This window comes from Helicobacter labacensis (assembly GCF_003660285.1).
Classification (GTDB): domain Bacteria; phylum Campylobacterota; class Campylobacteria; order Campylobacterales; family Helicobacteraceae; genus Helicobacter; species Helicobacter labacensis.
Genome location: NZ_QXQQ01000009.1, coordinates 1 through 24,350, shown reverse-complemented (window position 1 = coordinate 24,350; position 24,350 = coordinate 1). Strand labels below are relative to the sequence as shown.

The following is a 24,350-nucleotide window of genomic DNA, read 5'->3' as shown; positions in this document are numbered from 1 at the left end:
CTTATTCTTAGGGCTATTATACTACACTGCTAGAAAGTCCATATAGAGAAAACGCTTGTTGAAAATACATTTTTCCCCCCTAGTGCTGATGGTAGTCGCGCTTGTATGCGTGGGCGCGCAGGCAGCAGGTTCTAAAGTGGAATCGGTGAGTGGCGAGCAGGGATCTGGTTCTAAAAACAGCTCCAAAAACCTAGACGAACAGATTCGCCAATCCATTAGCCAAACCCCCAAGCCCCCCAAGGAGCTCTCCTCTAAAGAAAAAACCCCTCCTAACAAATCCCAAGCAGATGATTTTGTGGAGGATCGCAAAGATGGCATTGTGGGAGGGATCGCCATCACGGTCAACAACGCCCCCATCACCCTTTACCAAATTGAAAGAGAGGAAAAGGAACACCACATTAGCCGCCAGCAAGCCATTAACGCGCTGATCTTGCAACGCATCCAAGCCCAAGAAATCAAGCGGCTTAAAATCGACATTGAGGACGATAAAATCGATGCCGAGATTGAAAACATTGCCAAGCACAATGGCATGAATGTCAACGACTTCATGCGCACCTTGGTGAGTGAGGGGATCAACCCTGTTACCTACAAAGAACAGCTGAAAAAACAGCTGGAAACTAGAGAGTTGCTTAGAAATATCTTGCTCTTCAATGTCAATACCCGCAATGAAACCAAAATGCGCGAATATTACAACGCCCACAAAAGCGAATTTAGCGTGCCTAGTGAGATTGTAACCGTGCGCTACACCGCCAAAGACACCCAAACACTCACAAAGGCTTTAGAAAACAAGGACTTAGCCATTGAGGGGGTGAGCAAAGTGGAAGAAAAGATCAATGTCAAAACTCTCAACCCCCAGATCGCCCAAATGTTTTTAAGCACAAAAGAACACACTTTCACCCCGATCTTGAACGCGGGTGGGGGGAATTTTGTTTCCTTTTACATCAAGGAAAAATTAGGCAAAGAAGAAGTGTCTTTCAACCAAGCGCGCAATTTCATCGCTAACAAGCTCATTGAGGAGCAACAGGACAAAATCTTAGCCGAGTATTACGAAAAATTGCGGGTCAAGGCAAAAATTAGGTATTTGCGCCAGTAGGTTGCGTGGAGCAGTTAGCCTATGTTTATAAGGATTCGCTCTTTAGTATCGCGTTGCTGATTGCGGTGATCGGGGCGGTGGTTTTGATCGATCATTTCCGCTCCCTTCTCAAGCACAAGAAGAATCTCAAGGCTCTCAACGCCCTATCTCTCTCCTATGCTCCCATTGATTTAGTCTTTGAGGTGCAACAACTCCTAGATAAAGAACAAGAGAGCGCTTCAGAAGTGCTAGGTCTTAAAACTTGGTTGTTCTTAGCCAAGCACTATAGTAGCCATGGGAGCGCAGAACAAGCCATCACGATCTATTTGCGCCTGCTCTCCAAGTACCCCAAAGATCGCATCACGCTTTTAAAGCATTTAGCCCAAACTTACATCGCTATGGGTTATATGCAAAAGGCGCATGATATTTTGGTGGAGGTGTTGCGTATCGAGCCTAGAAATATTGACGCGCTCAAAGAGATGGTGCGCGTGTATGAAATGCTGTGCGCCCCCCAAAAAGCCCTAGAGGTGTTAGAATGTTTGGACGCGCTAGAAGCCCAGGGATTATTAGAAACCTACCATTACTTGCAAATGCAGGTGTTGATCCAAGAAGACTTGAGCTTGCAAGATCGCAGCGCGCGCATTTTAGCCCTAGGGCACAAACACCCCAGCCTTTACAAATGCGCCCTTAGACATTGCAAGGCTTACCACAGGGCGTTATTTTTGCAAGAATTGCCCGGTTTGCAACAAGGCATAGACTATGTGGATTTGCTTTGGGATTTACCCCTAGAAGAAATCCAGCCCCTGCTATCCCAACTGCACCCCCCCGTGCGCGAAATCTTTGTGGCTAAGGGCTTTATAGAGGGAGAGTGCATGCATTGGCAATTAGAGGCGTTTCACACCTTCAAGGACAAATACCCCCTTGATCTGAGCTTTAGCTACCAATGCGGAGCCTGCAAGAATCTCTCCCCCTTTGAGAGTCATCGTTGCGTGGTCTGTGGCGCGCTGGGGGTGAAACAAGTCGTGTTGAATCTCAACACCCAAGCTCCTCATTACAGCCAACAACTCAATCTCAACTAGGAGGCATGATGAAACACATTGAAATGTTTTGCGATGGATCGTCTTTGGGTAACCCGGGGGCGGGGGGTTACTGCGCGATTTTGCGCTACCAAAATCAAGAAAAATCATCACCGGGGGCGCGCCCACACCACTAACAACCGCATGGAACTTAGCGCGCTCAATGCCGGGCTCAAAGCCCTGAAAGAACCCTGTAAGATCGCGCTTTATAGCGATTCGACTTATGTGTGCGATGGGATTTCTAAATGGCTTAAAGCTTGGCAGGCGCGCGCCTTTGCTAAGGTCAAAAATGTCGATCTTTGGCAAGAATTTTTAGAGCTATCCACCCCCCATCACATCACCCCCCATTGGATCAGAGGGCATGCCGGGCATGCGCACAATGAACGCTGTGATGCTTTAGCCAAACAAGAAGCCCTAGCTTACCAAGCACAAAATAAAGGAGTTTCATGTTAGATCGGCTACAAGAACTGCTGGGCTATCGTTTTAAGAGCGCGCAACTCTTAGAGCAAGCCCTCACGCATAAGAGCACAAAGGCACGCGTCAATAATGAGAGACTAGAGTTTTTGGGCGATGCGGTGTTGGATTTGGTGGTGGCAGAAATCTTATTTGCGCGTTTTGAGGGGCTCCAAGAGGGCGATCTCTCTAAGATGCGCGCCGCCTTAGTCAATGAAAAGGCGTTTTTCAAACTTGCCTCTTTGTTGCGCTTGCAAGATCATATTTTGATCTCTCCAGCGGAGGCTAATAACCACGGGCATACCAAACCCTCGATCTTGGCTAATGCCTTTGAGGCTTTAATGGGGGCAATCTATTTAGAAAGCGGGTTAGAGCCGGTTAAAACCTTGATGAGTCATTTTTTAGACAAGATTTACCCCGATCTCTCTTTGCAAAGCACCTTTATGGACTATAAAAGCGCGTTGCAGGAGCTCACCCAAGCGCGCTTTAAAGTCGTGCCCACTTATACGCTCAAAAGCGAGAGCGGTCCTGATCACGCCAAACAATTTGAAATGCAAATCTTTATCTTAGATAAACTCTATGGCACTTGCACGGCTAAGAGCAAAAAAGAAGCCCAGCAACTGTGTGCCCAAATCGCCTATGAGCAACTCTGTGTGGAGGGGAGCGCGTGAGCTTGATACTACGCACCTTTGGGGAGTCGCATGGGGCTTTGGTGGGGGGCGTGTTGGAGGGCGTGCCTGCCGGACTCAAACTAGACTTAGAATTTATCCAAGAGCAGGTTAATAGGCGTAAAAGCGTGAATGCCTTCACCACCCCACGCCAAGAAGAGGATAAGATAGAGATAGTGAGTGGAGTGTTTGAGGGGGTAAGCACAGGCGCGCCCATTGGGCTCATAGTTTCTAATAACAATGTGCGCTCTAAGGATTACGACTCAATCAAAGAGAGCTTTCGCCCCGGGCATGCCGATTTTACCACCTTTGCCAAATACGGCATTAGGGATCATAGGGGTGGGGGGCGTAGCTCAGCTAGAGAGAGTGTGATCAAGGTGGGTGGTGGGGCGATTGCTAAATTGCTTTTAAGAGAAGTGGGCATAGAGGTGATGAGTGGAGTTTATAGTATAGGGGGAGTGCAAGCTCAAGAGTTAGACTTTGAGCACGCGCTAAATAGCCCCATTTTTAGCCTAGATAAACATGCCCAAGTAGCCCAACAAGAGGCGATCTTGCAGGCAAAAAAAGCAGGAGATAGTTTAGGAGGGGTGGTGTTGGTGCGCGCTCAGGGGCGCGCCTTGCTGGGTTTGGGCGAATTTGGCGATCGCTTGGACGCGCGTATCGCCTATGACTTGATGGGGCTCAATGGGGTCAAGGGGGTGTTTATTGGCACACCACAGGCTGCGAGCATGCAAGGGAGTGCTTACAATGACGCACTGGGCTTGCATGGGTTTAAAAGCAATCATTGCGGGGGGGTGTTGGGGGGTTTTGGCAATGGGTCGGATTTAATCGTGTGGGTGCATTTCAAGCCCACTTCTAGCATTGCCCTGCCCCAAGAGAGTATCACTATACAGAGAGAAAGCACGCAAATCACCCTTAAGGGCAGGCATGACCCATGCATTGCTATTCGGGGGAGTGTGGTGTGCGCGGCTCTATTGGCTTTGATCTTGGGGGATTTTGTGCTAAGCAACACCCATGCGCGCTTGGATCACATTAAAAGCCACTATGGCTATTAGGGATTTTGTGCTAACATGGGAGCGAAAGGCGGTAAATATGGATAACACTTCTCAAGCTAGGTTGAGCCCTAGCGACATGCAAGCAATTTATCAAAGCTTAGAATCGGGTAAAAATAAGGTGCAAGCCAAAAGACTAGCCCCCAACCAAGTGCTTTTAGAATCTAAGGAGGGCACTCTTGATGCCAAAGAGGCTTGGTTTGTGCAAGATGAGCAGGATCAACGCTTTGTCGTGGTGCCCGAGATTTTATTGCAATACATTGTGCAGGTGATCCAAAGGGCGTATGAAGAAAAGATCATGGTGGAGTTGGAGCGCGACATGGCAACCCTCACCCCTGTGGATTTCAAGGACGCGATGGCGGTCGCTTTTAGAAAATTAGAGGGCATGCGCGGGAGTGATGGGAGTTTGCCTAAAATCTCTTCATTGGACTTTGTCAAGCAACTCAAAAGACAACACCCCAATTTGTTTTTCAACCTAGCCGAGTTTCTAGAGTCTAAGAAAGATGGCTTTGTAGATTTAGAAGATGTGGAGAATATCCCCTTTTGAGTGCTCTAGACTTCCAGCAATTTGCCCACCACTCTAAACCCGGTCCTAGATACACCAGCTATCCCACGGCAATAGAATTCCATGCGGGCTTTCAAGAGCGCGATTTGATCCAAGCCTTAGCGCGCACCCCTAAGCAAACCCCCCTCTCTTTGTATTTTCACCTCCCCTTTTGCAAAAGTCCTTGCTATTTTTGCGCCTGCAATGTGATTTATAGCAATTCTGAGCGCAAGAAAGAACGCTACATTCTCTACTTGCAAAAAGAATTAGAGCTTTTAAGAGAGTATTTAGACACGGGGCGCGAGGTGGTGCAATTGCATTTTGGGGGGGGCACGCCCACTTTTTTTAGCGCAGCGCAACTAGAGCGCATTATTGGGAGCATTGAAACCACTTTTACTAACTTTGCGCCCGATGCCGAGTTGGCTTGTGAGGTCGATCCGCGCCACTTTAATCGCGAGCAAATGCGTGTGCTCAAAGAACATGGCTTTAACCGCCTGAGTTTTGGCGTGCAGGATTTTGAGCTAGAGGTGCAACAAGCGATCAACCGCTTGCAAAGCTTTGATCTAGTGCGTGAAAAGGTGGAGTTAGCCCGTGAGTTTGGGATCAACTCGATCAATTTTGATCTCATCTATGGCTTGCCTTTTCAGAGTGTCAAAAGTTTTCAAAGCACCCTAGAGCAAGCCCTGCGCCTAGAGCCCGATCGCCTAGCTGTGTTTAATTACGCCCATGTGCCCTGGATCAAACACACCATGAAAATAGACCCCACCACCCTGCCCACCCCCAGCCAAAAGCTAGAGATTTTGCAATTCTTGATTGCCTTTTTAACCCAACATGGTTATGAAATGATTGGCATGGATCACTTTGCTAAAAAAGATAATGAACTCTATCTAGCCCTGCAAAACAAACAGCTCAGGCGCAATTTTCAGGGCTACACCACTAAAAAATTCTCCCAAACCATTGGGGTAGGGGTTACTAGCATTGGAGAGGGGCTAGATTACTACACCCAGAATTTTAAGGATTTAAAGGCGTATGAAAATGCGCTTGATGCGGGGCATTTGCCTGTTGAGCGGGGCATCCTCTTGAGCGGTGAAGATCGCCTGCGTAAAGAGGTGATCATGCATTTGATGAATAATTTAGAGCTAAATTTTGGTGTCATTGAGCGCGCCTTTAATATTGATTTTAAAACCCATTTCAAGCAAGCCCTAGAGGCACTAAAACCCTATGAGCAAGAGGGTTTGGTGAGTGTAGACGCGCATGGCTTGAAAACCAGCCCTACGGGGGCGATGTTAGTGCGCAATATCGCGATGGTCTTTGATGCGTATTTGGACAAACACCATGGGGATCAAAAATTCAGTAAAACCCTCTAAATTAGAGGCGTGGTTAGATAGCGACATAGAGCGCACCACGCAAGCTTGTGTGAAGTGTGGTAAATGCGTGCCTAGTTGCACCATTTATCGTATCCACAAAGATGAAACCACTTCTCCACGCGGGTTTTTAGACCTCATCGCGCTTGTCAAGCAAGAGAGTTTAGAGCTCAACACCCCTCTAAAACACATTTTTGAGAGTTGTTTTCTCTGCACCACCTGCGTGCAGGTCTGCCCCTTCCATTTACCCATTGATAACATGATTGAAAAAGTGCGTGTTTTAAGCGCGCGCAAACACGGGATCGCTTGGCATAAAAAGCTCTACTTCTTTTTGCTCAAACACCCCAAACTCATGGATTTTGTCTTTTCACTCTGTAGCGTGAGTGCGCCCTGTGCCTTTAAGCAAGTGGGGGATAAAATCCATTGGCGTTTCCAGCGTGTTGCACCTAAAATCTTAGCTAAACGCGCGCTTTTCCCCTTTGCGCGCACTAGCTTTTTGCGCGCCCATCAGGGCATCATCCCCCCCAAAGCCCCCCTAGAAAACATGCCTGCTAAGAGTGTGGGGATTTTTATTGGCTGTTTGGGCAATTACAACTACCCTAGCGTGGGCAAGAGCTTATTAAGCATCTTAGACAAGCTCAATATCAGCGCGCACATTCCTAAGCAATTTTGCTGTGGCGCGAGCGCCTTTTTCACCGGGGATATAGACACCGCCCTTTTTTTAGCTCAAAAAAATGTAGATTTGCTCACAGAGGTCGCCACGCACACAGAGGCGATTTTAGTCCCTGAGGCGACTTGTATTAGCATGCTCAAAAAAGATTATGAGCATGTCTTTGAGAGCATTCCCGATCCTCAAGCGCGCCAAGAGTGGCTAGAAAAATGGCGCAAGGTGGCAGATAAATTGCAATTTGCCTCTAGCTTTTTAACCCATAATAGCGCACTCCTAGAAGTGCTTAAAACCTACCCTAAAAACCCCCTCACTCTCACCTACCACGACCCCTGCCATGCCAAAAAAGTCTTAGGAGTTTATAAAGAACCCCGTGCGCTTTTGGGAGCAAACTTTAGTTTAAGTGAAATGGCTGAGAGCGATCGTTGCTGTGGCTTTGGAGGGGTGAGCATGCAAAGCGATCACTACGCTTTGAGTGTGCAAGCGGGCTTGCCTAAAGCTAAAGACATTGCTAGCACCAAAGCCCAAGTGGTGAGCGCGGAGTGCTCGGCTTGCCGGGTGCAACTCAATAACGCCTTGCACCAGATAGACGCGCCCACGCAGTTTCTACACCCCCTAGAGCTCATCGCGCAGGTTTTACAAGCCCCGCATAACTAGATTTAAAAAAAATATGCTAGAATAAAACGACATCATCAATATCAGTAAAGAGGACGCATGAATAAGACATTTTCTAACTTCATCAAGGGTGTGGCTGTTTTGGGCGCGCTTTCTGTCCCCCTGTGTGCGGAGAGGAATGCGTGGTATGTGGGCGCGAGTTACCAAGTGGGGCAGGTGGCGCAGATGATCAAAAACCCTCCCCCCGGCGATCCACTCAATTACGCGAAGTTTCCCAGTGGTCATTACACTTATGCGGCTGTTATGCAAGGGCTTGGGATCAGTGTGGGTTACAAGCACTTTCTAGGCAAGAAAAAATGGTTTGGCTTTCGCTACTATGGTTTCTTTGACTATGGGCATGCGGTCTTTGGGGCTAATGCGTTGACTAATCTTGGGACTTCAAGCAATCCTTCTTACAGCACGGTGGCTAATCTTACCGACATGTTCACCTATGGGGGCGGTATTGATACCCTTTATGACATCATCAATAAAGATAGTGCCACTTTCGGGCTTTTCTTTGGGGTGGCGATTGCGGGTAACTCTTGGGGGAACACCACAAGGGCGTTTTTGAAAACCAAGGGGCATGTTGATCCGGCCATCTTCCAATTCTTGTTCAATGCGGGTTTTCGCACCACCATCGCCAAGCACCAAGAATTTGATTTTGGGGTCAAGATTCCCACCATCAACGACTATTATTTCCACAATGGTCCCTTGACTTTCACCTACCGCAGACAATATAGCCTATATGTGGGCTACCGCTTTAATTTTTGATGAAGGGTTGTCATGGCGCACATTCCAGCTAGGGGTTTTGCAATCCACTCCAAAGAGGGCAAGTTTGAGAGACTTGACTTCACGCGCCACCCTTTAGGCGCAAAGGATATTCTAGTGGAGATCGCCTTTTGTGGAATTTGCCATAGCGACATCCACTCTGCCTATGGCGAATGGGGAGAGGCGATCTACCCTATGATCCCCGGTCATGAGATTGCAGGCGTGGTGAAGGAAGTGGGCTTTAAGGTTTCTAAATTCAAGGTGGGGGACAAAGTGGGTGTGGGGTGTTTTGTGAATTCTTGTAAGGTGTGCGAGGCGTGCACTAGCCATCAAGAGCAGCTCTGTGCCAATGGCAAGGTTGTCTTCACCTACAACTGCCTAGACTACTTCCATGACAATCAACCCCATATGGGCGGGTATTCAGATAAAATCGTGCTAGATGAAGACTATGCCATTAAGATCCCCCATGACGCGCCTTTAGAGAAGATCGCCCCGCTCTTTTGTGCGGGGATCACCACCTACTCTCCTTTAAAATTCTCTAAGGTCAAAGAGGGCTCAAGGGTGGGAATCGCGGGTTTTGGAGGGTTGGGGCACATGGCTCTCAAATATGCCCTAGCGATGGGGGCGCAGGTGAGCGTCTTTGCGCGCAGTGAGGCTAAGAGGGAACAAGCCTTAAGCATGGGTGCAAAATATTACTACACCAGTCCCAAGGATGCCAAGCCTTGGAGTTTAGACCTCATCATTTCCACTATCCCCACAAGCTACAAGATTCTAGACTATGTTAAATTGCTCGCTTACAATGGGGAGCTTGCCATTGTGGGCGCACCCCCTAAAGAAGTGATGCCTAGCATTAGTGCCATTGAATTGATCAACCAGGGTAATAGAAAAGTCTATGGCTCGCTCATTGGGGGGATTAAGGAAACCCAAGAAATGCTAGATTTTTCTGTGCTACACAATATTTATCCCCAAGTCCAGCTCATTGAGGGCAAGGACATCGATCAAGCCTATTACAATCTCACTCACTCCAACGCGCCCTTTAGGTATGTCATTGACATTAAAAAATCCTTGGGGGGTTGATGGGGCTTGCGCCTAAGAGAGATAGCCTCTTTGGCTATCTTTACACACTCAAGCTATTTTGCGCTCCCCTAGCATTAACCTCTCTACACGCCTTTGATTATAAATTAGGAGGGTTTGCCAACCAAGCTTCTGTGATCGGGTTTAACCAACACCCTGTAGAAAAGAGCGAGGGGATTTACCCCATGCAGCAATACGCCACAATCGCGGGCTATCTCTCCCTTGCTTTTAACCTTCTGCCCAAAACTCTAGCTGGGCATAGCCTAAATGGGCGCATCGGGGGCATGGTGGGGGGAGTGCTTTACGATGGCACAAAAAAATTTTACGGAGGATCGGTGGTTTACCAAAACTTCGCCTATTACGATGGGTATTTGGGCGGAGCAGCCGATGTCGTGCAAAGCGATGATGTGTGGGCTAAAAACCGCAAACTTAGCCAATACAGCCATTTCTATGTCTTCAGCGATGCCTACTTAGAATACGATTACAAACATTACTTTGGGATCAAAGCAGGGCGTTATCTCTCCCAAGCTGCTTATAAAAGCGGACAGACACAAGGGTTTGAAGTCTACGCCCAGATTAAGCACATGCGCTTGTGGTGGTTTAGCTCTTGGGGACGCGCTTATGCGACCGGGGTGCAGTTAAGAGATTGGTATGCCCCTAGGGTGGTTTATAGTGGGGGTTACCACAAAAACGCCCAAGGGGGCTACACTCCCAGCGGGCACAAAGTCGCTTACGGCACGCATGCTATCCAGCTTACCTACCAGAAGCACCACTTTTTAGCCGAAGGCTTTTTTTACTTTTCACCCAAAATGTTCAACGCACCGGGTCTTAGGATAGGTTGGGATAGCAACCCTAACTTTGAGGGCAAGGGGTGGCGTTCTAACACCCAGATTAGCGCGTTTTTCCCCCTTTATTACCCTTGGATGGTGCTTAACACTGCAGGGAAGGCGATTTATCGCTACGACAACCCGGCCACGCCCAATGGGCAGAGTCTCATTATCCGCCAACGCTTTGACATCGGTCAGTTCTTTCTCATGGGGACTTTTTATAAGAATTTTGGCAACGCCACGCGTGGGTGGGCAACACAGGTAACCCCGCTGGTGTAGAACTCTATGGTAATAGCCTTTGGGCTGGTTACGCAGGCACCGCCCTTAAAGCCAACGCGATAACCGGGGTACTCATTTACGGGGGCACGCATTTTAAAAAGGCTTTTGCATGGCGGATGACTTGGCAGTGGTCTAGCGCGCCAGTGTCTTATGAGGGGCGCGTGATCCTCTCGCTAAGCTACCAATTCACTCCCTATCTCAAGGGCTTACTAGATTTAGTCTACTATGGAATCCATACCAACAAGGGCTACCAAGCGGGCTTGAATGCCTATTGCAACCCTAGCACCACCTACTGTGGGGGTGGCTATCAAGATCGTAGCGCGCTTTATACCCAACTCATTGCCTCTTTTTAGCTCTCTTGTAGTTGCGCTAACTCTTGGGGGCTAAACACACGGCTTGTGAGGCTAAAACTCTTGCCCGTCCCATAGGCTAGGGAGAATTCACTCCCCTCTATGGGTTGGATGTCTAAGATGAGTTGGGTGTGCCGTTGGTAGTTGTATTGTTCTTGGTGCATGTAAAAGGCGACCCCCTCTATCTCCCCTAGACACACATCATTTTGCCCTAGCTTAAAATCCCCCTTAGCGTAGGCATAGACCACACTACCATCACAACACCCACAAGAGTGGTAGAAAATAAACCCCTCTGGGTGGGCAATTTTGAGCTCTGCAATGAGAGAGAGCGCTGCCTTAGTCGCTACCACGCGCTCAGACATTAAAAGAATCCTAGTTTGTGCGGGCTATAGCTCACCAAGATATTTTTAGTTTGTTGGTAATGCTCTAACATCATCTTATGCCCTTCACGCCCAATCCCACTTTGCTTATACCCCCCAAAGGCGGCATGGGCAGGATACATGTGGTAGCAATTCGTCCACACTCTCCCAGCCTTGATCGCGCGCCCGAAATGGTAAGCCCGGTTGATGTCGCGCGTCCACACCCCCGCTCCTAGCCCAAACATGGTGTCATTGGCGATCTCTAGAGCCTCTTTCTCGTCTTTAAAGGTGGTAAGGGCTAACACGGGACCAAAGATTTCTTCTTGGAAGATACGCATCTTATTATGTCCCTTAAAAATAGTGGGCTGGATATAGCACCCTTTTTCTAAACCGGCGATGTGGTTTCTAGCCCCCCCAATAAGGCACTGCGCCCCCTCTTGATGGGCTAATTGGATGTAGTTTAAAATGGTGTTGACTTGGTTTTCATCCACCTGCGCGCCTATCATGGTTTCTAAATCCAGCGGGTTACCTGTTTTGATTGCCTTGATCCTCTCTAACACCTTGCCTATAAAGTCCTCATAAATACTCTCATGAACCAAAGCGCGCGAGGGGCAGGTGCACACCTCGCCTTGGTTGAGTGCAAAAAGCACTAGCCCCTCAACAGCCTTATCTAAAAACGCGTCCTCATGCTCATAAATATCCGGGAAGAAAATATTAGGACTCTTACCCCCTAGTTCTAAGGTGCAAGGAATGATGTTTTCTGTAGCAAATTGCATGATTTGTCGCCCCACTGCGGTGGATCCGGTGAAAGCCACTTTGGCGATCTTGGGGCTGGTGGCTAGGTGTTTGCCAATCTGTCCCCCGCTACCATTGACCACATTCACCACCCCAGCGGGCAAGAGATCCCCGATGATCTCTAGCAACACTAGCGCGCTAGCCGGGGTGGGGGATGCGGGCTTGAGCACCACCGCATTGCCTGCAGCCAAAGCCGGGGCGAGCTTCCATGCACACATCAAAATGGGAAAATTCCAGGGGATGATCTGCCCCACCACACCCAGGGGTTCATGGAAATGGTAGGCGACTAAATTCTCTTCAATGTCGCTAATACCCCCCTCTTGGGCACGGATACAGCTAGCAAAGTAGCGGAAATGATCGATAGCTAGGGGAATATCTGCGGCTAGAGTTTCGCGAATGGGTTTGCCATTGTCCCAAGTTTCTGCATAGGCGAGCTTTTCTAAATTAGCCTCTAAGCGATCGGCAATTTGGAACAAGAGGCGGGATCGCGCCTCAATGGGGGTTTTGCCCCAAGCGTCCTTCGCTTTGTGCGCGCTATCTAGGGCTTTATCAATGTCTTGGGGGCTAGATAGGGGCACTTCACACAGCACCTCCCCATTGATAGAACTCTTATTGGCTTTATACTTCCCCTCCACAGGCTTGACCCATTCCCCCCCGATGTAGTTTTCATAGCGGGGCTTAAAAATCTGGCGGCTATCTTTATAAACACTCATGTTTTCTCCTTAAAAAATGTGCCCCGATTCTAATCTCTAAACATTAATGCTTTTGATCCTAAATTTTTAATCACCTCCAAAAGAAAGGCGGTGTTACTAATAGTGATAGTGCCTAGTGCCTTTGTTTGAGTAAGAAAAATAAACCTAATAACAAACCCAACCCCACTAAAAAGCCCAATATTTTAGACAGACTCAAACTAGCTACCAAAAAAGCCACTAGGGCGCATAGCGCGCTCAAGCTCGCGTAGGGTAATTGGGTTAAAAAATGGCTTTGCACAGAACAACCCGCCCCGGTGGCAGAGAGAATTGTGGTGTCTGAAATGGGCGAGGCATGATCCCCATAAACAGCCCCTGAGAGAATAGCCGCGATCACCAACACCAAATCCCCCCCCAGCCCCGCGCTCATGCTAACCCCAATGGGCAACATGATCGCAAACGCGCCCCAGCTAGTGCCTGTGCTAAAGGCGATAAAACCCGAGATCACAAACAACACCACCCCCAGCCACTCTCCCACCCCTTGAAAATGCCCCACAAGACTAGCTAGATACACCCCCGTTTGCAAGTCATCGCGAATCAGGGACCCAATTGCCCATGCTAAAATCAGCACCAAGATCGCGCCTTGCATGCTCTTAAAACCTTGCACCACAAGGGGGATTAGTGCGCCCACATACTTCCTTGCTAGAATCAAGGTGGTGCCCAAAGAAATCAACCCCCCTATGAAGAGAGAAAAGCTGGTTTGGGTGTTTTTAAGCAAGTCTAAGAGATCGCCGCTTGGGGCGTTGGTATAGCCCGTGTAAAAGATCAACGCGCAGGTGCTAAGAATCAAGATTCCCACACTGCTCAACAAGAGCCAAACGGGGGCTTTGGGGCTTTGGAGATTTGCAATAGGGCTTAAATCTTGCACCCCTACATTTCTGTAGCGCACCATAGCGGGCAAATTGATCTGCCATAAAATCGTCAAAAACACCGCGATAAGCGCAAACCACGCGTAATAATTGCTAGTGATACTAGCAAGCAAAAGCGCAAAACTATTTTCAATCCCCTCGTTTTGCATCACCCCCACAATATAAGCCCCCCAGCTAGAGATGGGCATGAGCATGCACACGGGCGCGCAAGTGGAATCGATGATGTAAGCTAGCCTTTCACGGCTACTTTGGTGCGCGTCATTGAGAGATTTACTCACCTGCCCTACAATGAGGGCGTTAAAATAGTCGTCTAAAAAAATCACCAACCCCGCAAAGAGGGCGACAAATTCGCACTGGCGCGCGCTTTTGACAAATTGACGCGCCTTGAGCACAAAAGACGCGCTAGCTCCAGAGGCGCTAATCACTTGGGTTAACACCCCCAAGAGCACTAAAAAGGCAAAGATATAAAGACTATTGGTATTGAGGCTAAAAGTGGGGGTGTTGCTGTAAAACACCGCGCTCAATTTGGCATAAATGACGCTTAAGGTGTCCCACAGGCTATCACTTACCAGCCACGCCCCCAAGACAATCCCGCTAAAAAGCGAGAGAGCCACGCGTTTAGTCAACACTACCATGGCGATCACGCCTATAGGCACTAATAAACTTAAAATCGAATGCCCCATCAAAACCTTAAGAATGATAGAAGATGCTGGCCGGGAGAGAGGGATTCGAACCCCCGGAGGTATGACCCTCAACGGTTTTCAAGACCGCCGCTTTCAACCACTCAGCCATCTCCCGTTAAAAAGTAAGTCGTATTGGAGGCGACACCCGGACTCGAACCGGGGATCAAGGTTTTGCAGACCCATGCCTTACCACTTGGCTATGTCGCCATGGTGCCCAAAGCCGGACTTGAACCGGCACGGTATTGCTACCGAGGGATTTTAAGTCCCTTGTGTCTACCTATTCCACCACCTGGGCACATAAACGCCCTTGCAAGGGCGTTTAAAGGGCTATTAATCGCCCTTGACAATAGTCGTGTATCTGCCATAGATACCTAAAATATTGGTAACTTTGCGATCCACAGACTTAATATTGCTAATGCCCCCCGCCTTAGCAGCCGTCTCCACAGAGCAATCCCCCATAGCGATGAGACTAAGAATGCTGGTGCAACTCGCCTCCCCTCTCTTGGAGTGGTGTCCCCCATTACCCGAAACCGGAACCTTGACATCTGTGTAAAGAGCACCTACGGGAATGGATGTGCCACAACCCACCAACAACAACCCCGCGCACACAAACACGCCAGCAAGCCTAGCAACACGCAACATCAAAAACCCCTCGAGAATCAAAAATGGAGCGGGAAACGGGGATCGAACCCGCGGCCCCGACCTTGGCAAGGTCGTGCTCTACCACTGAGCTATTCCCGCAAAAACGCTCATTCTAGCACGAATTTTTTAACAAGTCAATAGCCCAAAAAAGTGCCCTTTAACCCCCTTGTGCGAAAAAGCAACAGCGCACGCCCTAAAGACCCAAAACTACGCCCCATTGCTAAAGCCTTAGCAAAAGGTGCTAGCATTCTATTAAAAACTAGGGAGTTACTATGGTCGTGCTCATCACCGGGAGTGCTAGCGGGATTGGGCTTGGCATCGCGCAAGCTTTTTTACAAGAGGGGCATAAGGTGGTTTTTTCAGATTTAAACCAAGAGGCTTTGAATCAAGTGGCTACTAGCACGCCCTCTAAAAATGCGATCTTTATCCCTTGTGATGTGGCACAAGAAGACTCTTGTCAAAATCTCATCATGCAAACCCAAAAGACTTTTGGCTCTGTAGATGTGCTCATCAATAACGCCGGATTCCAGCATATCGCCTTGCTTGAGGATTTTCCTACAGCCGTGTTTAATAAAATGTTGCAAGTGGAGTTGGTAGGACCTTTTATGCTCACTAAATGCGCCTTCCCCCTAATGAAGGCGCAAAAATTTGGACGCATTCTTAACATGGGCTTTGCTGGCAAAGCCGCTTACAACAGTGCCAAACACGGACTCATTGGACTGACTAAAGTTTGCGCGCTTGAGGGCGCGCTTTTTAACATCACAGCCAATGCCATTTGCCCGGGCTATGTGGATACCCCCTTAGTGCGCAATCAGCTCGCTGATTTGGCTAAAACCCGCCAAATGAGTGCCCAAGAAGCCCTAGAAAAAATCCTCTACCCCCTCATCCCTCAAAAACGCCTCATCCCCATTGCAGACATCGCTAAACTCGCTCTATTCTTGGCTAGCGATGCGGCTAAGAGTATCACGGGGCAATCCTTAGTCATCGATGGCGGTTATACCGCACAGTAAGGGTTTGCATGTTGGGTATTCTCTTAGGCTTAGGGGTGTTGATGCTCTTGGCATATTGGGGCTGGTCGATTGTGTGGGTCGCGCCCATTGCTGCTGGGGTGGTGGCTCTTTGTGGCGGGCTAGACTGGCTAGAGACCTACACTAACATCTACATGGGTGGGTTTTGCGCCTTTGCTAAGGTGTGGTTTCCTATTTTTATGCTCGGGGCGATCTTTGGAAAACTGATGGAGATGAGCGGTATGGCTAGCGCGATCGCTAAACTCATCGCCCAAACTCTAGGGCAAAAGCGCGCCATTTTGGGGGTGATTTTGGCGTGTGCGCTACTCACTTATGGGGGGGTTAGCTTGTTTGTGGTGGTCTTTTCTGTCTATCCTTTAGCCCTCTCTTTATTCCAAAAAGCCCAAATCCGCAAGCACATAGCGCTGGATCGCTAAATCCCACAAACACGCGTCTTTGAGTTTTCCCTTTACTTTATCCTCAAAGGCGCTTGTGGAGCTCTTCACTTCGTTAAGCACATGCTTAACTTCACCCCTAACTCCGCGCTCAATCTCTAGAATATCTACTCTCGCCAAGACCCCTTGATACTCAAATGTCGCTTCATAGATCACATCCACACCCCCACCTATGAGTTCTTTTGTATCGACCAGCATCTGTGGCTTATTGTTTTCGCTGTAGGCGATCTCCTTACCATTTGGAAACAAGCCACAGGCTAAAGCACCCACTTCCTGCCCGACTCTAAATTTTCTCTGCTCGATCGTATCTAGTTTGCTGAAAACTTCCTTATCGGTGTCGTCGCTGAAAATGTGCTTTGTATGGGTTAAAGATACACAACAAGGGAGAGGACACCCACCACTAGCATGGTTGCAAAAGACCCCTGAGCTTAAAACTTCTTTTTATTGACATCATCAAAAATTTCCTTAGCGATGTCATTGACCTTTTGGGTGATCTGGTCGGTGTCTTGGGCGATTTGGGCGTTTTTTTGCACCACGACTTCTAGCTGTTCGACCGTTTCATTCACCCGCTCGATCCCACTAGCCTGTTCTTGGACATTGGCGACAATTTCATCAATGCTTTGGACTAACAAGTTAGCATTAGCCTCTATCTCACCTAGAGATTTCCCCGTTCTCTCGGCTAATTTTCTGACTTCATCAGCCACCACCGCAAAGCCCCTGCCGTGTTCACCCGCCCGGGCAGCTTCAATGGCGGCGTTTAAAGCCAAGAGATTGGTTTGGTTGGCGATGTCTTGGATGATGACAATGATATTTTTTATCTCTTGGGCTTGCTTGGTGATCTCTGTGGTGCGTGTGCTGGTGTTTTGCATGGAGGTAGCAATTTGGGCGATTTGCTGGGCAGTCCCTTCTAGGGAGTTAGACTGCTCCACACTGCTTTGAGAGAGGGTTTGCATGGACTCCTTTAAAATCGCGCTTTGGGAGGATAATTCCTTGGCGAAGGCAAAAGAGGCACTGAGCATTTCGCGGATGTCTTGACCTAGCATGTTGGTGGTGATCTCCACTGCGCCCTTAGCCTCTGGGATTTTAGCGGTGAAGTCAAATTTTTTATAGGCTTCAAAAACGGCGTTGATGGTGTCCATATTGCGCCCCACCTTGCGCTCTAGGGTGTCTAGCATGGTGTTGAGCACATTTTTGAGTTCTTTAAGTTGAGGGTTAGCAGGGATTTGTGTGATGCGCGCGCTCAAATCGCCTGATTCGATGATCTTAGCCGTGCTAACAGATTGGGACACCGCCTGTTCGTCCTCATCCAAAGATTTTTGAATCTTTTGGATATTGGCGTTAATGGCGCTCACCATTTGCCCCAGCTCGTCATTGCTCTGCACCTTTAAAAGTTTGAGAGAAACCTTTTCGTGGTTTAAAAATCTAAAAAAAGTAACCAGCCCCTCTAACACGACAGAGAGGCGCGCGGAGATGATTTTATTAGCCAACAACGCCACGCACACCCCCGCGATGATGAGGGAAAAAAACGCGGTCATGATGACAAGCTTGGCGAGTTCATCTCTGGGCTTGAAAATCGCTTGTTTGGGGGCAACAATGAAAACCGACCAAAACGAATTGATGTTGCGCCAGACTTTGAAATTCACCAGCCCGATAAAGGATTCTTGGTGTCTAATATTCATGTAAGGAAACACCCCCCCTTTGTGTTCTTTGGCAGCTTTTAAAATGCTCTCTGTCAAGGGTCCCGGGTTGACTTCCGCCAAAGGTTTGCCAACCATTTTGGGGTTTGGAAATGCGGCGATTCTGCCAGTAGAAGAGAGCACCGCGATAATATCGCCTTGGTAGACTGAGCTGGTTTTATCCAAGATGATCTCTTGGCGCATCTTGGCAAGGTTGATAGAAAGGCTAATAAAGCCTATAGCCTGTTTATACTTGTTTCTAATGGGGATGGTGGCAATGACAGAGGTAATATCATTTCCAGCGATGGTGATATGCATAGGCTCGCTTAGAGTGTCTTTGTTGGCTAACATAGCCTCCTTGACATTGGGATTATTGAAGAAATTAACGCTTTGCTGGGTGGAGAGAGATACAATCCCACCCTCTTGGAACACATTGGTGTCTTTGAGGGCAAGGTAAAAACCCTCAGGGACAAGATGCTCCACATCTTCAGCTTTGGGGATGGTTTTGATGTGGGAGTCTTTAAAGACGGCACGCGGGAGGTAGAGGAAACAATAATCCGACCAATCGGCTTCATCAAAGGCGGTGCGGACGAAATTGATCAATTCGTCTTCGCGTAAAGAGTTGTTGTTAATGGAGGTTTGAATCGTTTCTCTCAAAGTTTCCAGTAGGGCAAAGCCTTGCTTAAACGCGGGGATAACCCGGTTAGCGTGCCTCTTGGCGACATTGTAGAGGGTTTTGTAAGCCTCTGCTTGCAGAGTCTCAGAAGACTTATAAGCGATCACCCAAGAGAGGATGCTGAAAATGACAAGCAAAACCCCGATGATTAGGGAAACAAGCTTCGTCCCAATCCTGATATTGGATAAATTCACGACCTGCCTTTTCCAAATTGTGTGGTTGCTACCCCTAGACTCCATTTTGTCATGCTTTTTAGACAAGGGGATTCTAGACGCAAAATTTTAACATAAAGAAACTAGCTAATGTAAAAGCTTGTGTGCGTGGTTGTAGAGATTATCTCCTATGCTTGCTCCTCTCTAGCGTTAGCTAGAAAATTTAGCCACTATGGGGGATGAAAACTCTAAATTCTCTAAAGTTTTGTAGTGTTGTTTTTACAAAAAGATTGCCACAAATTATAGAAGTGTCTAGGAACACCATGCTAACCCCGGGTGGGAAAGAGCGGTCATGGGATGGCATGGTTGTGATCCAAAAAATACGGAGCGTTTACACCGGGCGTTGCGTCCTAAATTCTCTGTGTTTTGGCTTAAAATCAGTCTGAAACTCCACAAGAGATAGTATAGGGTTGGGCACCTTTGATATCCCCTTCAATTAAAGGAACACAATGTTGCGCACTTGGGAGCAATTACAATCTTTAGAGCGGCATGGGGTGTGTTTGGGGGATATTTGGGGTGCGCTCTAGCGCAAGAATTTAGCACGCCAACACCCTGCACATTGAGGAGTTGCCCAAAGAGGGCTTTTTGCCCTGCCCACATTGGGTGTGCAAGATAAAGACAAACAAACAGCCCTGCCCGTATTGGGGAGCTTTGATTATAGCGCGCTCAATCCCCAAAAGAGCACACAAAACACCACAGATAGCCGATCTATCAACTCCAACAACACCCAAACCATCAACATCTACACACAGGGCGATCCTCATAGCATTGTGAGCGCGATCAAGCAGGCAGGCATTGGGCAATATTCTTACAAGGACGAGAAGGATTAGCATGGATTTTTATAACGATATGGCGCGCTTTTGCAATAACGCGCTCAATCGCACTCTTACTAAGACTACTAAAGTGCAAAGAGAGCTTATAAGGACGCGCTACAATCTCTCTAATAAGACGATAAGACGCTTGACTAAAACTAAAAAATCTAAATTGGAAGACTTACACTTCCAATTCTAATATTGATTTGAAAAAGGCAAGTGATGAAAAAATTATTGGTAGGGCTTTGTGTGGCTGGTTTGGGGGTCATGTGCGCCTCTGATTTCAAAGGCATTATTGAAAATATCAATGACGCTAAAAAGACCATTACGATCAATGGCATGGTGATTGGTGTGATGCCTTACACTAAAATCGAACAAGATGCTTGTGGTATGGGTTGGGACAGTGCTAAGAAATTTGTCGATCTCAAAAAGGGAGATTTTGTTAAGGTAGATTTGATGCAAGGCAATAAAATGCCTATGGCTGAAGAGATTGAAATCAAGTGTATGGAACACCGCGCTTACTAGCAGAAATTGGAGAGGTGTGAAGGGAGTCAAAATTGCCACCACCTCCTCTACCATTAGCCAAAATGTGCAAAAGATCGCGCAAAATATCCTAGATGAAGCCAATAGCAAGAAGTTTTAAAAGGAAAGTCATGCCCTTGATCCCAGAAGTTGTCGCGATGCAAGAGGAGTTTAAGGCGATTCGCCAGCAAATCCACCAACACCCTGAATTAGGCTTTGAAGAGGTGCAAACTTCTAAGCTAATAGCAGACAAGTTAAAAGAATTTGGCTACCAAGTGCATGGGCATGTGGGTAAAACCGGTGTGGTGGGGGTGCTCAAAAAAGGCGATTCTACTAAGAAAATTGGCTTGAGAGCGGACATGGACGCTTTGCCCATGCCCGAAGAAAATGATCTCCCCTACAAGAGTCAAACCCCCAATCGTATGCACGCCTGCGGGCATGATGGGCATAGCGCGTCTTTGTTATTAGCCGCCAGGTATTTAGCCACCCAAGAGTTTAATGGGACGCTACATCTGTACTTCCAGCCTGCTGAAGAGGGCTTGGGGGGCGCACAAGCCATGCTAGCAGAGGGTTTGTTAGAACGCTTTGATAGCGATATGATCTTTGGATGGCATAACATGCCCTTTGGTGGGGATAAAACAATCTATCTTAAAAGTGGGGCGATCATGGCGAGTGCGGATTGTTACACCCTAGAGATCAAGGGGCGTGGGGGGCATGGGAGCGCGCCTGAAAAGTGTAAAGACCCTATTTTAGCTGCTTCTTTGTTGGTGGTAGCCTTGCAAGGCATTGTTTCTAGGGATATTGACCCCCAACACAGCGCGGTGGTGAGTGTGGGGGCGTTTAATGCCGGGAGTGCTTTTAATATCATCCCTGATCGCGCCATTTTAAAACTGAGCGTGCGCGCTTTGGATACTCAAAGCCAAGAGATCACGGCTAGACGCATTGAGCAAATTGCTAAGGGGATCGCTCTAGCCCAAGGGGTGGAGATTGAGATTAACAAGCAAGCTGCTGCCCCTGTTACAATGAATGACCCCAAGGCGAGCGCGTTCGCTCAAGAAGTGGCTCAAGAAATCTTTGGAAAAGAGGCTTGTTGTTTTGAACACCCGGCAGCAATGGGGAGTGAGGATTTTGGCTACTTTGCCCAGTTGCGCCCCTGCGCTTATGCCTTCTTAGAAAATGAGAACACCCATTATCTACACACCACCGGCTATGTTTTCAATGACGCGCTTTTAGCCCGCGCAGCGAGCTATTACGCCCGCTTGGTGCTGGAGTATTTGGGCTAAAGCACTCACCATTTTGAGGACCTTTGTGGGGGGGGGGGGGGTGCGGGCGTGATCTTGGGTTTAAAAAAAGCGCGTGGAGCTGTCAAAACCCCTACTTTGCGCTTGTAAAAAAGACAAATGTGCTAGTTGGGCTATGCCATGCATTGAGATCGCAAGACTAGCTTGAATCTAGTCAAGCCTTTAGTGAATCGCGCCCCAATGACATCCCCACAGATAATCCCTAAGCTAGTTTAGTTTGCAGATCAATTACAATGGGATGAAAAAAGGGGACAACATGACAAATCTAGCTAAAAACGCGTTTAAGGTGGCACTTGTTAGTATGTTTAGCTTAGCAAACATGCAAGCCATCACGCCTAAGAACTTTAAAGCCACGAATTTAGAAGATTCTGAGGCTTACTTTGATATGGGCTTTATGTATTACAAAGGGCAAGGCGTTGACAAGGATTATAAAAAGGCAATAGAATACTACAAAAAAGCGGCTAGTATGGGGAATGCCAATGCCTTTTACAACTTAGGGCTGATGTATTTTCATGGGGAAGTTAGTGTCCATGGAGGCATTGATGCACAAGGAGTGCCCCAAGATTACCACAAAGCCCTAGAATACTTCCAAAGGGCGGCTAGTTTGGGGCTTTCTGATGCCTATAATAATTTAGGGGTGATGTATGAGCAAGGCAAGGGGGTAGCACAAAATTATAAAGAAGCCCTAGAATACTACAAAAAGGCGGCTGATATGGGGTATGTGCAAGCCTATAGCAATTTGGGGGCTATGTATTATATGGGTAGGGGAGTGGCTAAGGACCATGCTAAAGCCCTAGAGTATTACCAAAAGGCGGCTAGCTTAGGGGTAGCTACGGCTTATGTAAATCTTGGGGTGGCTTATGAGCAAGGCAAAGGGGTAGCACAAAATTACCAAAAAGCCAGGGAACACTATCAAAAAGCAGCTAGCATGGGGGTTGTTGAGGCTTATGGGTATTTGGGAGATGTGTATCACAAGGGTTTAGGAGTGCCCAAAGATGATAAAAAAGCCTTTGAATACTATAAAAAGGCAGCTAGCACAGGGAGCGCGATCGGTCTTAATGATTTGGGAGTGGCTTATGAAGAGGGTTGGGGGGTAGCTAAAGATTATTCTAAGGCTTTTGAGTATTACCAAAAAGCAGCTAGCATGGGAAATGCTAATGCCTATGTTGGTTTGGGGGATTTATACCGCAAAGGGCGCGGAGTGCCTAAGGACTACAAAAAAGCCCTAGAATACTACCACAAGGCAGCTAGCATGGGAAACCCCCCCGCTCATTACAACTTGGCGATGATGTATAAAAATGCCCTAGGAGTGCGCAAAGACTCCAAAAAAGCCCAACAACACTTTAAAAAAGCCTGCGATCTGGGCTATAAAAAAGCCTGCGCTAGGGGCAAGTGATGGGGGCTTTGCTTGTAGGTGCAAGAATTGGGGCGGTGGCTATATTGTTTGGGGCATGCGCGCATCCACCCTCAAAACTAGCCAGCCCTGTTAGCTTTGATATTGCCTATCAGGGGAGCGCAGTCAAGACTTATTGGCGCAGACTAGGGGATAAAAATTCTAAAATGCTGGTGTTGGGGAGCAATAATTGGTTTTTTTTGCTCTGGCGCGACACTTTTTCACAAGCCCGACCCGCCACGCGCATGCTAGAACCGGGCACCTACTACCTAAGCTCCTTTGAAGTGCAGGTGGGCGATCGCTTGCTAAAAAGCCAAACCACCCTACCTAGATGGCGTGGAGGGTGGGATTACCAACATAACCGCCCGCTATTTTTAGCTTTCCAAGTCAAACCCCACACCCCTCTAACACTTCCTCCCATTGAGTTAGCCATCACGCACACCCCAAGAGATAAAAAACGCAAAATCAAAGAGAGTTACAAAGTGCGCTTTCTTTTTTATGATAAGCAGGGAGTTTTAATTAAAGGTCCCCTTATTACGCCCCCAAGTCCTCAATAAAAGCATGCCCTAAGCGTGCTACCCCATTCTAGGCAGGGTGATCCCGCTTTGGTGCTGGTATTTGCCCTGCTTGTCTTTATAAGAGCGCGCGCAGATGTTATCCGCCTGCAAGAAGATCACCTGGGCAATGCCCTCATTGGCATAAACTTTAGCGGGTAGGGGAGTGGTGTTGGAGATCTCAATGGTGATATGCCCCTCAAATTCGGGTTCAAAGGGGGTAACATTGACGATGATCCCACAGCGCGCGTAAGTGCTTTTACCCAAACAAATAGCCAGCGCATCTTTGGGCATTTTGATGTGTTCAACGCTATGGGCTAGCGCAAAGGCATTAGGGGGGATGAGCACAAACTCACTGGTGCGCACCTTTTGTACCAAGCGCGCATCGAAGTTTTTAGGGTCTACTACCCCTTCTGTTTGGAATAGCCAAAACTCCTCTGCTACGCGGATGTCATAACCATAACTGCTCAACCCATAGCTGATGATGCCCCTAGACACCTGTTGCTCACAAAAGGGGGTGATCATCTGGTGTTGCAAACTCATGCGCGCGATCCAAGTGTCCTCTTTCAAACCCATGTGCGTCCTTACTTAGTGCGAAATCATGTTATTATACTACAGCTGGTTTCAGCCATTCCAATCTAAAGACGATGCCTATGAATATTAGCGATATCCAGTCCCTCATGTCCTGTTTTGATCAAAGCGGTATGCATTACATGAAACTTAAGATTGAAAACCTCGAACTCATTTTAGACAAGGGGAGTAAGAAAGCCCCCATCACCTAGAACCCCCTTGCAAAT

At 48.0% G+C, this 24,350-nt stretch carries 25 protein-coding genes, 4 tRNA genes and 2 pseudogenes; 20 read left to right on the top strand and 11 right to left on the bottom strand.

Annotated elements, in window-relative coordinates:
• Nucleotides 1-55: 55 nt before the first annotated feature.
• The 11 genes and pseudogenes from EAO33_RS04110 to EAO33_RS04060 all read left to right on the top strand — a co-directional run bounded on the left by EAO33_RS04110 (nucleotide 56) and on the right by EAO33_RS04060 (nucleotide 10,851).
• Nucleotides 56-1,093, top strand: coding sequence for a SurA N-terminal domain-containing protein (locus EAO33_RS04110; RefSeq protein ID WP_235853048.1), 1,038 nt, complete (start codon nucleotides 56-58; stop codon nucleotides 1,091-1,093).
• A gap of 5 nt (nucleotides 1,094-1,098) precedes the next feature.
• Nucleotides 1,099-2,151: a tetratricopeptide repeat protein gene (locus EAO33_RS04105; RefSeq protein ID WP_120945250.1), complete on the top strand. Its 1,053-nt coding sequence runs from the start codon at nucleotides 1,099-1,101 to the stop codon at nucleotides 2,149-2,151.
• Nucleotides 2,152-2,159: 8 nt separating this feature from the next.
• A pseudogene (rnhA, locus tag EAO33_RS04100) lies at nucleotides 2,160-2,601 on the top strand (ribonuclease HI).
• Nucleotides 2,595-3,272 (top strand): ribonuclease III, encoded by a 678-nt coding sequence (rnc, locus tag EAO33_RS04095; protein WP_120945248.1) that lies wholly within the window; start codon nucleotides 2,595-2,597, stop codon nucleotides 3,270-3,272. The pseudogene rnhA and the gene rnc overlap by 7 nt, the downstream one beginning before the upstream one ends.
• Nucleotides 3,269-4,324 carry a chorismate synthase gene (gene aroC / locus EAO33_RS04090; RefSeq protein ID WP_120945246.1) on the top strand — a complete coding sequence of 352 codons (1,056 nt, stop codon included), beginning with the start codon at nucleotides 3,269-3,271 and terminating at the stop codon, nucleotides 4,322-4,324. The genes rnc and aroC overlap by 4 nt, the downstream gene beginning before the upstream one ends.
• Before the next feature lie 37 nt (nucleotides 4,325-4,361).
• Nucleotides 4,362-4,868: a DUF2603 domain-containing protein gene (locus EAO33_RS04085; protein ID WP_235853047.1), complete on the top strand. Its 507-nt coding sequence runs from the start codon at nucleotides 4,362-4,364 to the stop codon at nucleotides 4,866-4,868.
• Nucleotides 4,865-6,232 (top strand): oxygen-independent coproporphyrinogen III oxidase, encoded by a 1,368-nt coding sequence (gene hemN / locus EAO33_RS04080; RefSeq protein ID WP_120945244.1) that lies wholly within the window; start codon nucleotides 4,865-4,867, stop codon nucleotides 6,230-6,232. Before EAO33_RS04085 ends, hemN begins: the two co-directional genes overlap by 4 nt.
• Nucleotides 6,201-7,553 carry a (Fe-S)-binding protein gene (locus EAO33_RS04075; protein ID WP_120945242.1) on the top strand — a complete coding sequence of 451 codons (1,353 nt, stop codon included), beginning with the start codon at nucleotides 6,201-6,203 and terminating at the stop codon, nucleotides 7,551-7,553. The genes hemN and EAO33_RS04075 overlap by 32 nt, the downstream gene beginning before the upstream one ends.
• A 57-nt stretch (nucleotides 7,554-7,610) precedes the next feature.
• The gene (locus EAO33_RS04070) at nucleotides 7,611-8,321 is read left to right on the top strand and encodes an outer membrane protein (RefSeq protein WP_120945240.1); all 711 of its coding nucleotides are present in this window, start codon (nucleotides 7,611-7,613) and stop codon (nucleotides 8,319-8,321) included.
• Nucleotides 8,322-8,333: 12 nt separating this feature from the next.
• Nucleotides 8,334-9,395, top strand: a complete 1,062-nt coding sequence (locus EAO33_RS04065; protein WP_120945238.1) for an NAD(P)-dependent alcohol dehydrogenase — start codon at nucleotides 8,334-8,336, stop codon at nucleotides 9,393-9,395.
• Nucleotides 9,395-10,851, top strand: a pseudogene (locus EAO33_RS04060) (outer membrane family protein). Before EAO33_RS04065 ends, EAO33_RS04060 begins: the two are co-directional and overlap by 1 nt.
• Here EAO33_RS04060 and EAO33_RS04055 read toward each other — a convergent pair.
• The 8 genes from EAO33_RS04055 to EAO33_RS04020 form a co-directional block, all read right to left on the bottom strand.
• Nucleotides 10,848-11,210, bottom strand: coding sequence for a DUF779 domain-containing protein (locus EAO33_RS04055; RefSeq protein ID WP_120945236.1), 363 nt, complete (start codon nucleotides 11,208-11,210; stop codon nucleotides 10,848-10,850). The pseudogene EAO33_RS04060 and the gene EAO33_RS04055 overlap by 4 nt on opposite strands.
• Nucleotides 11,210-12,715 carry an aldehyde dehydrogenase family protein gene (locus EAO33_RS04050; RefSeq protein WP_120945234.1) on the bottom strand — a complete coding sequence of 502 codons (1,506 nt, stop codon included), beginning with the start codon at nucleotides 12,713-12,715 and terminating at the stop codon, nucleotides 11,210-11,212. The genes EAO33_RS04055 and EAO33_RS04050 overlap by 1 nt, the downstream gene beginning before the upstream one ends.
• A 112-nt stretch (nucleotides 12,716-12,827) precedes the next feature.
• On the bottom strand, nucleotides 12,828-14,303 hold the full coding sequence (locus EAO33_RS04045; protein WP_120945232.1) for a Na+/H+ antiporter NhaC family protein: 1,476 nt from the start codon (nucleotides 14,301-14,303) through the stop codon (nucleotides 12,828-12,830).
• A 27-nt stretch (nucleotides 14,304-14,330) separates the two neighbouring features.
• Nucleotides 14,331-14,418: transfer RNA gene (locus tag EAO33_RS04040), tRNA-Ser, on the bottom strand.
• Between the two features lie 18 nt (nucleotides 14,419-14,436).
• Nucleotides 14,437-14,510, bottom strand: a tRNA-Cys gene (locus EAO33_RS04035).
• Between the two features lies 1 nt (nucleotide 14,511).
• Nucleotides 14,512-14,598, bottom strand: a tRNA-Leu gene (locus EAO33_RS04030).
• A gap of 35 nt (nucleotides 14,599-14,633) precedes the next feature.
• Nucleotides 14,634-14,945 carry a TRL-like family protein gene (locus tag EAO33_RS04025; RefSeq protein ID WP_120945230.1) on the bottom strand — a complete coding sequence of 104 codons (312 nt, stop codon included), beginning with the start codon at nucleotides 14,943-14,945 and terminating at the stop codon, nucleotides 14,634-14,636.
• A 24-nt stretch (nucleotides 14,946-14,969) separates the two neighbouring features.
• Nucleotides 14,970-15,044: transfer RNA gene (locus EAO33_RS04020), tRNA-Gly, on the bottom strand.
• Between the two features lie 173 nt (nucleotides 15,045-15,217).
• Here EAO33_RS04020 and EAO33_RS04015 point away from each other — a divergent pair.
• Both EAO33_RS04015 and EAO33_RS04010 read left to right on the top strand, forming a co-directional pair.
• A complete protein-coding gene (locus tag EAO33_RS04015; RefSeq protein ID WP_120945228.1) occupies nucleotides 15,218-15,955 on the top strand; it encodes a 3-hydroxybutyrate dehydrogenase in 738 nt (245 codons plus the stop codon).
• Nucleotides 15,956-15,963: 8 nt separating this feature from the next.
• On the top strand, nucleotides 15,964-16,389 hold the full coding sequence (locus EAO33_RS04010; RefSeq protein ID WP_120945226.1) for a GntT/GntP/DsdX family permease: 426 nt from the start codon (nucleotides 15,964-15,966) through the stop codon (nucleotides 16,387-16,389).
• Here EAO33_RS04010 and EAO33_RS04005 read toward each other — a convergent pair.
• Together EAO33_RS04005 and EAO33_RS09900 are read right to left on the bottom strand one after the other, a co-directional pair.
• On the bottom strand, nucleotides 16,342-16,656 hold the full coding sequence (locus tag EAO33_RS04005; RefSeq protein ID WP_162982205.1) for a hypothetical protein: 315 nt from the start codon (nucleotides 16,654-16,656) through the stop codon (nucleotides 16,342-16,344). The genes EAO33_RS04010 and EAO33_RS04005 overlap by 48 nt on opposite strands.
• A gap of 179 nt (nucleotides 16,657-16,835) precedes the next feature.
• On the bottom strand, nucleotides 16,836-17,276 hold the full coding sequence (locus tag EAO33_RS09900; protein WP_407920465.1) for a methyl-accepting chemotaxis protein: 441 nt from the start codon (nucleotides 17,274-17,276) through the stop codon (nucleotides 16,836-16,838).
• Nucleotides 17,277-19,576: 2,300 nt separating this feature from the next.
• Here EAO33_RS09900 and EAO33_RS03995 point away from each other — a divergent pair.
• The 6 genes from EAO33_RS03995 (at nucleotide 19,577) to EAO33_RS03965 (ending at nucleotide 23,556) form a co-directional block, all read left to right on the top strand.
• Nucleotides 19,577-19,801: a hypothetical protein gene (locus EAO33_RS03995; RefSeq protein ID WP_162982204.1), complete on the top strand. Its 225-nt coding sequence runs from the start codon at nucleotides 19,577-19,579 to the stop codon at nucleotides 19,799-19,801.
• Nucleotide 19,802: 1 nt separating this feature from the next.
• Nucleotides 19,803-19,982 (top strand): hypothetical protein, encoded by a 180-nt coding sequence (locus tag EAO33_RS03990; protein ID WP_120945220.1) that lies wholly within the window; start codon nucleotides 19,803-19,805, stop codon nucleotides 19,980-19,982.
• A gap of 23 nt (nucleotides 19,983-20,005) precedes the next feature.
• The gene (locus EAO33_RS03985; protein WP_120945217.1) at nucleotides 20,006-20,308 is read left to right on the top strand and encodes a DUF5666 domain-containing protein; all 303 of its coding nucleotides are present in this window, start codon (nucleotides 20,006-20,008) and stop codon (nucleotides 20,306-20,308) included.
• Nucleotides 20,309-20,436: 128 nt separating this feature from the next.
• The gene (locus EAO33_RS03975) at nucleotides 20,437-21,588 is read left to right on the top strand and encodes a M20 aminoacylase family protein (protein ID WP_120945215.1); all 1,152 of its coding nucleotides are present in this window, start codon (nucleotides 20,437-20,439) and stop codon (nucleotides 21,586-21,588) included.
• Between the two features lie 274 nt (nucleotides 21,589-21,862).
• Nucleotides 21,863-23,002, top strand: a complete 1,140-nt coding sequence (locus EAO33_RS03970; protein ID WP_162982203.1) for an SEL1-like repeat protein — start codon at nucleotides 21,863-21,865, stop codon at nucleotides 23,000-23,002.
• Nucleotides 23,002-23,556 (top strand): hypothetical protein, encoded by a 555-nt coding sequence (locus EAO33_RS03965; protein WP_120945211.1) that lies wholly within the window; start codon nucleotides 23,002-23,004, stop codon nucleotides 23,554-23,556. Before EAO33_RS03970 ends, EAO33_RS03965 begins: the two co-directional genes overlap by 1 nt.
• An 18-nt stretch (nucleotides 23,557-23,574) precedes the next feature.
• Here the strand turns inward: EAO33_RS03965 and dcd are convergent, their stop codons facing one another.
• On the bottom strand, nucleotides 23,575-24,129 hold the full coding sequence (gene dcd, locus EAO33_RS03960) for a dCTP deaminase (RefSeq protein ID WP_120945209.1): 555 nt from the start codon (nucleotides 24,127-24,129) through the stop codon (nucleotides 23,575-23,577).
• 77 nt (nucleotides 24,130-24,206) lie between these two features.
• Between dcd and EAO33_RS09715 the strand changes: the two genes are divergently transcribed.
• The gene (locus EAO33_RS09715; RefSeq protein ID WP_268877461.1) at nucleotides 24,207-24,335 is read left to right on the top strand and encodes a hypothetical protein; all 129 of its coding nucleotides are present in this window, start codon (nucleotides 24,207-24,209) and stop codon (nucleotides 24,333-24,335) included.
• Nucleotides 24,336-24,350 lie beyond the last annotated feature (15 nt).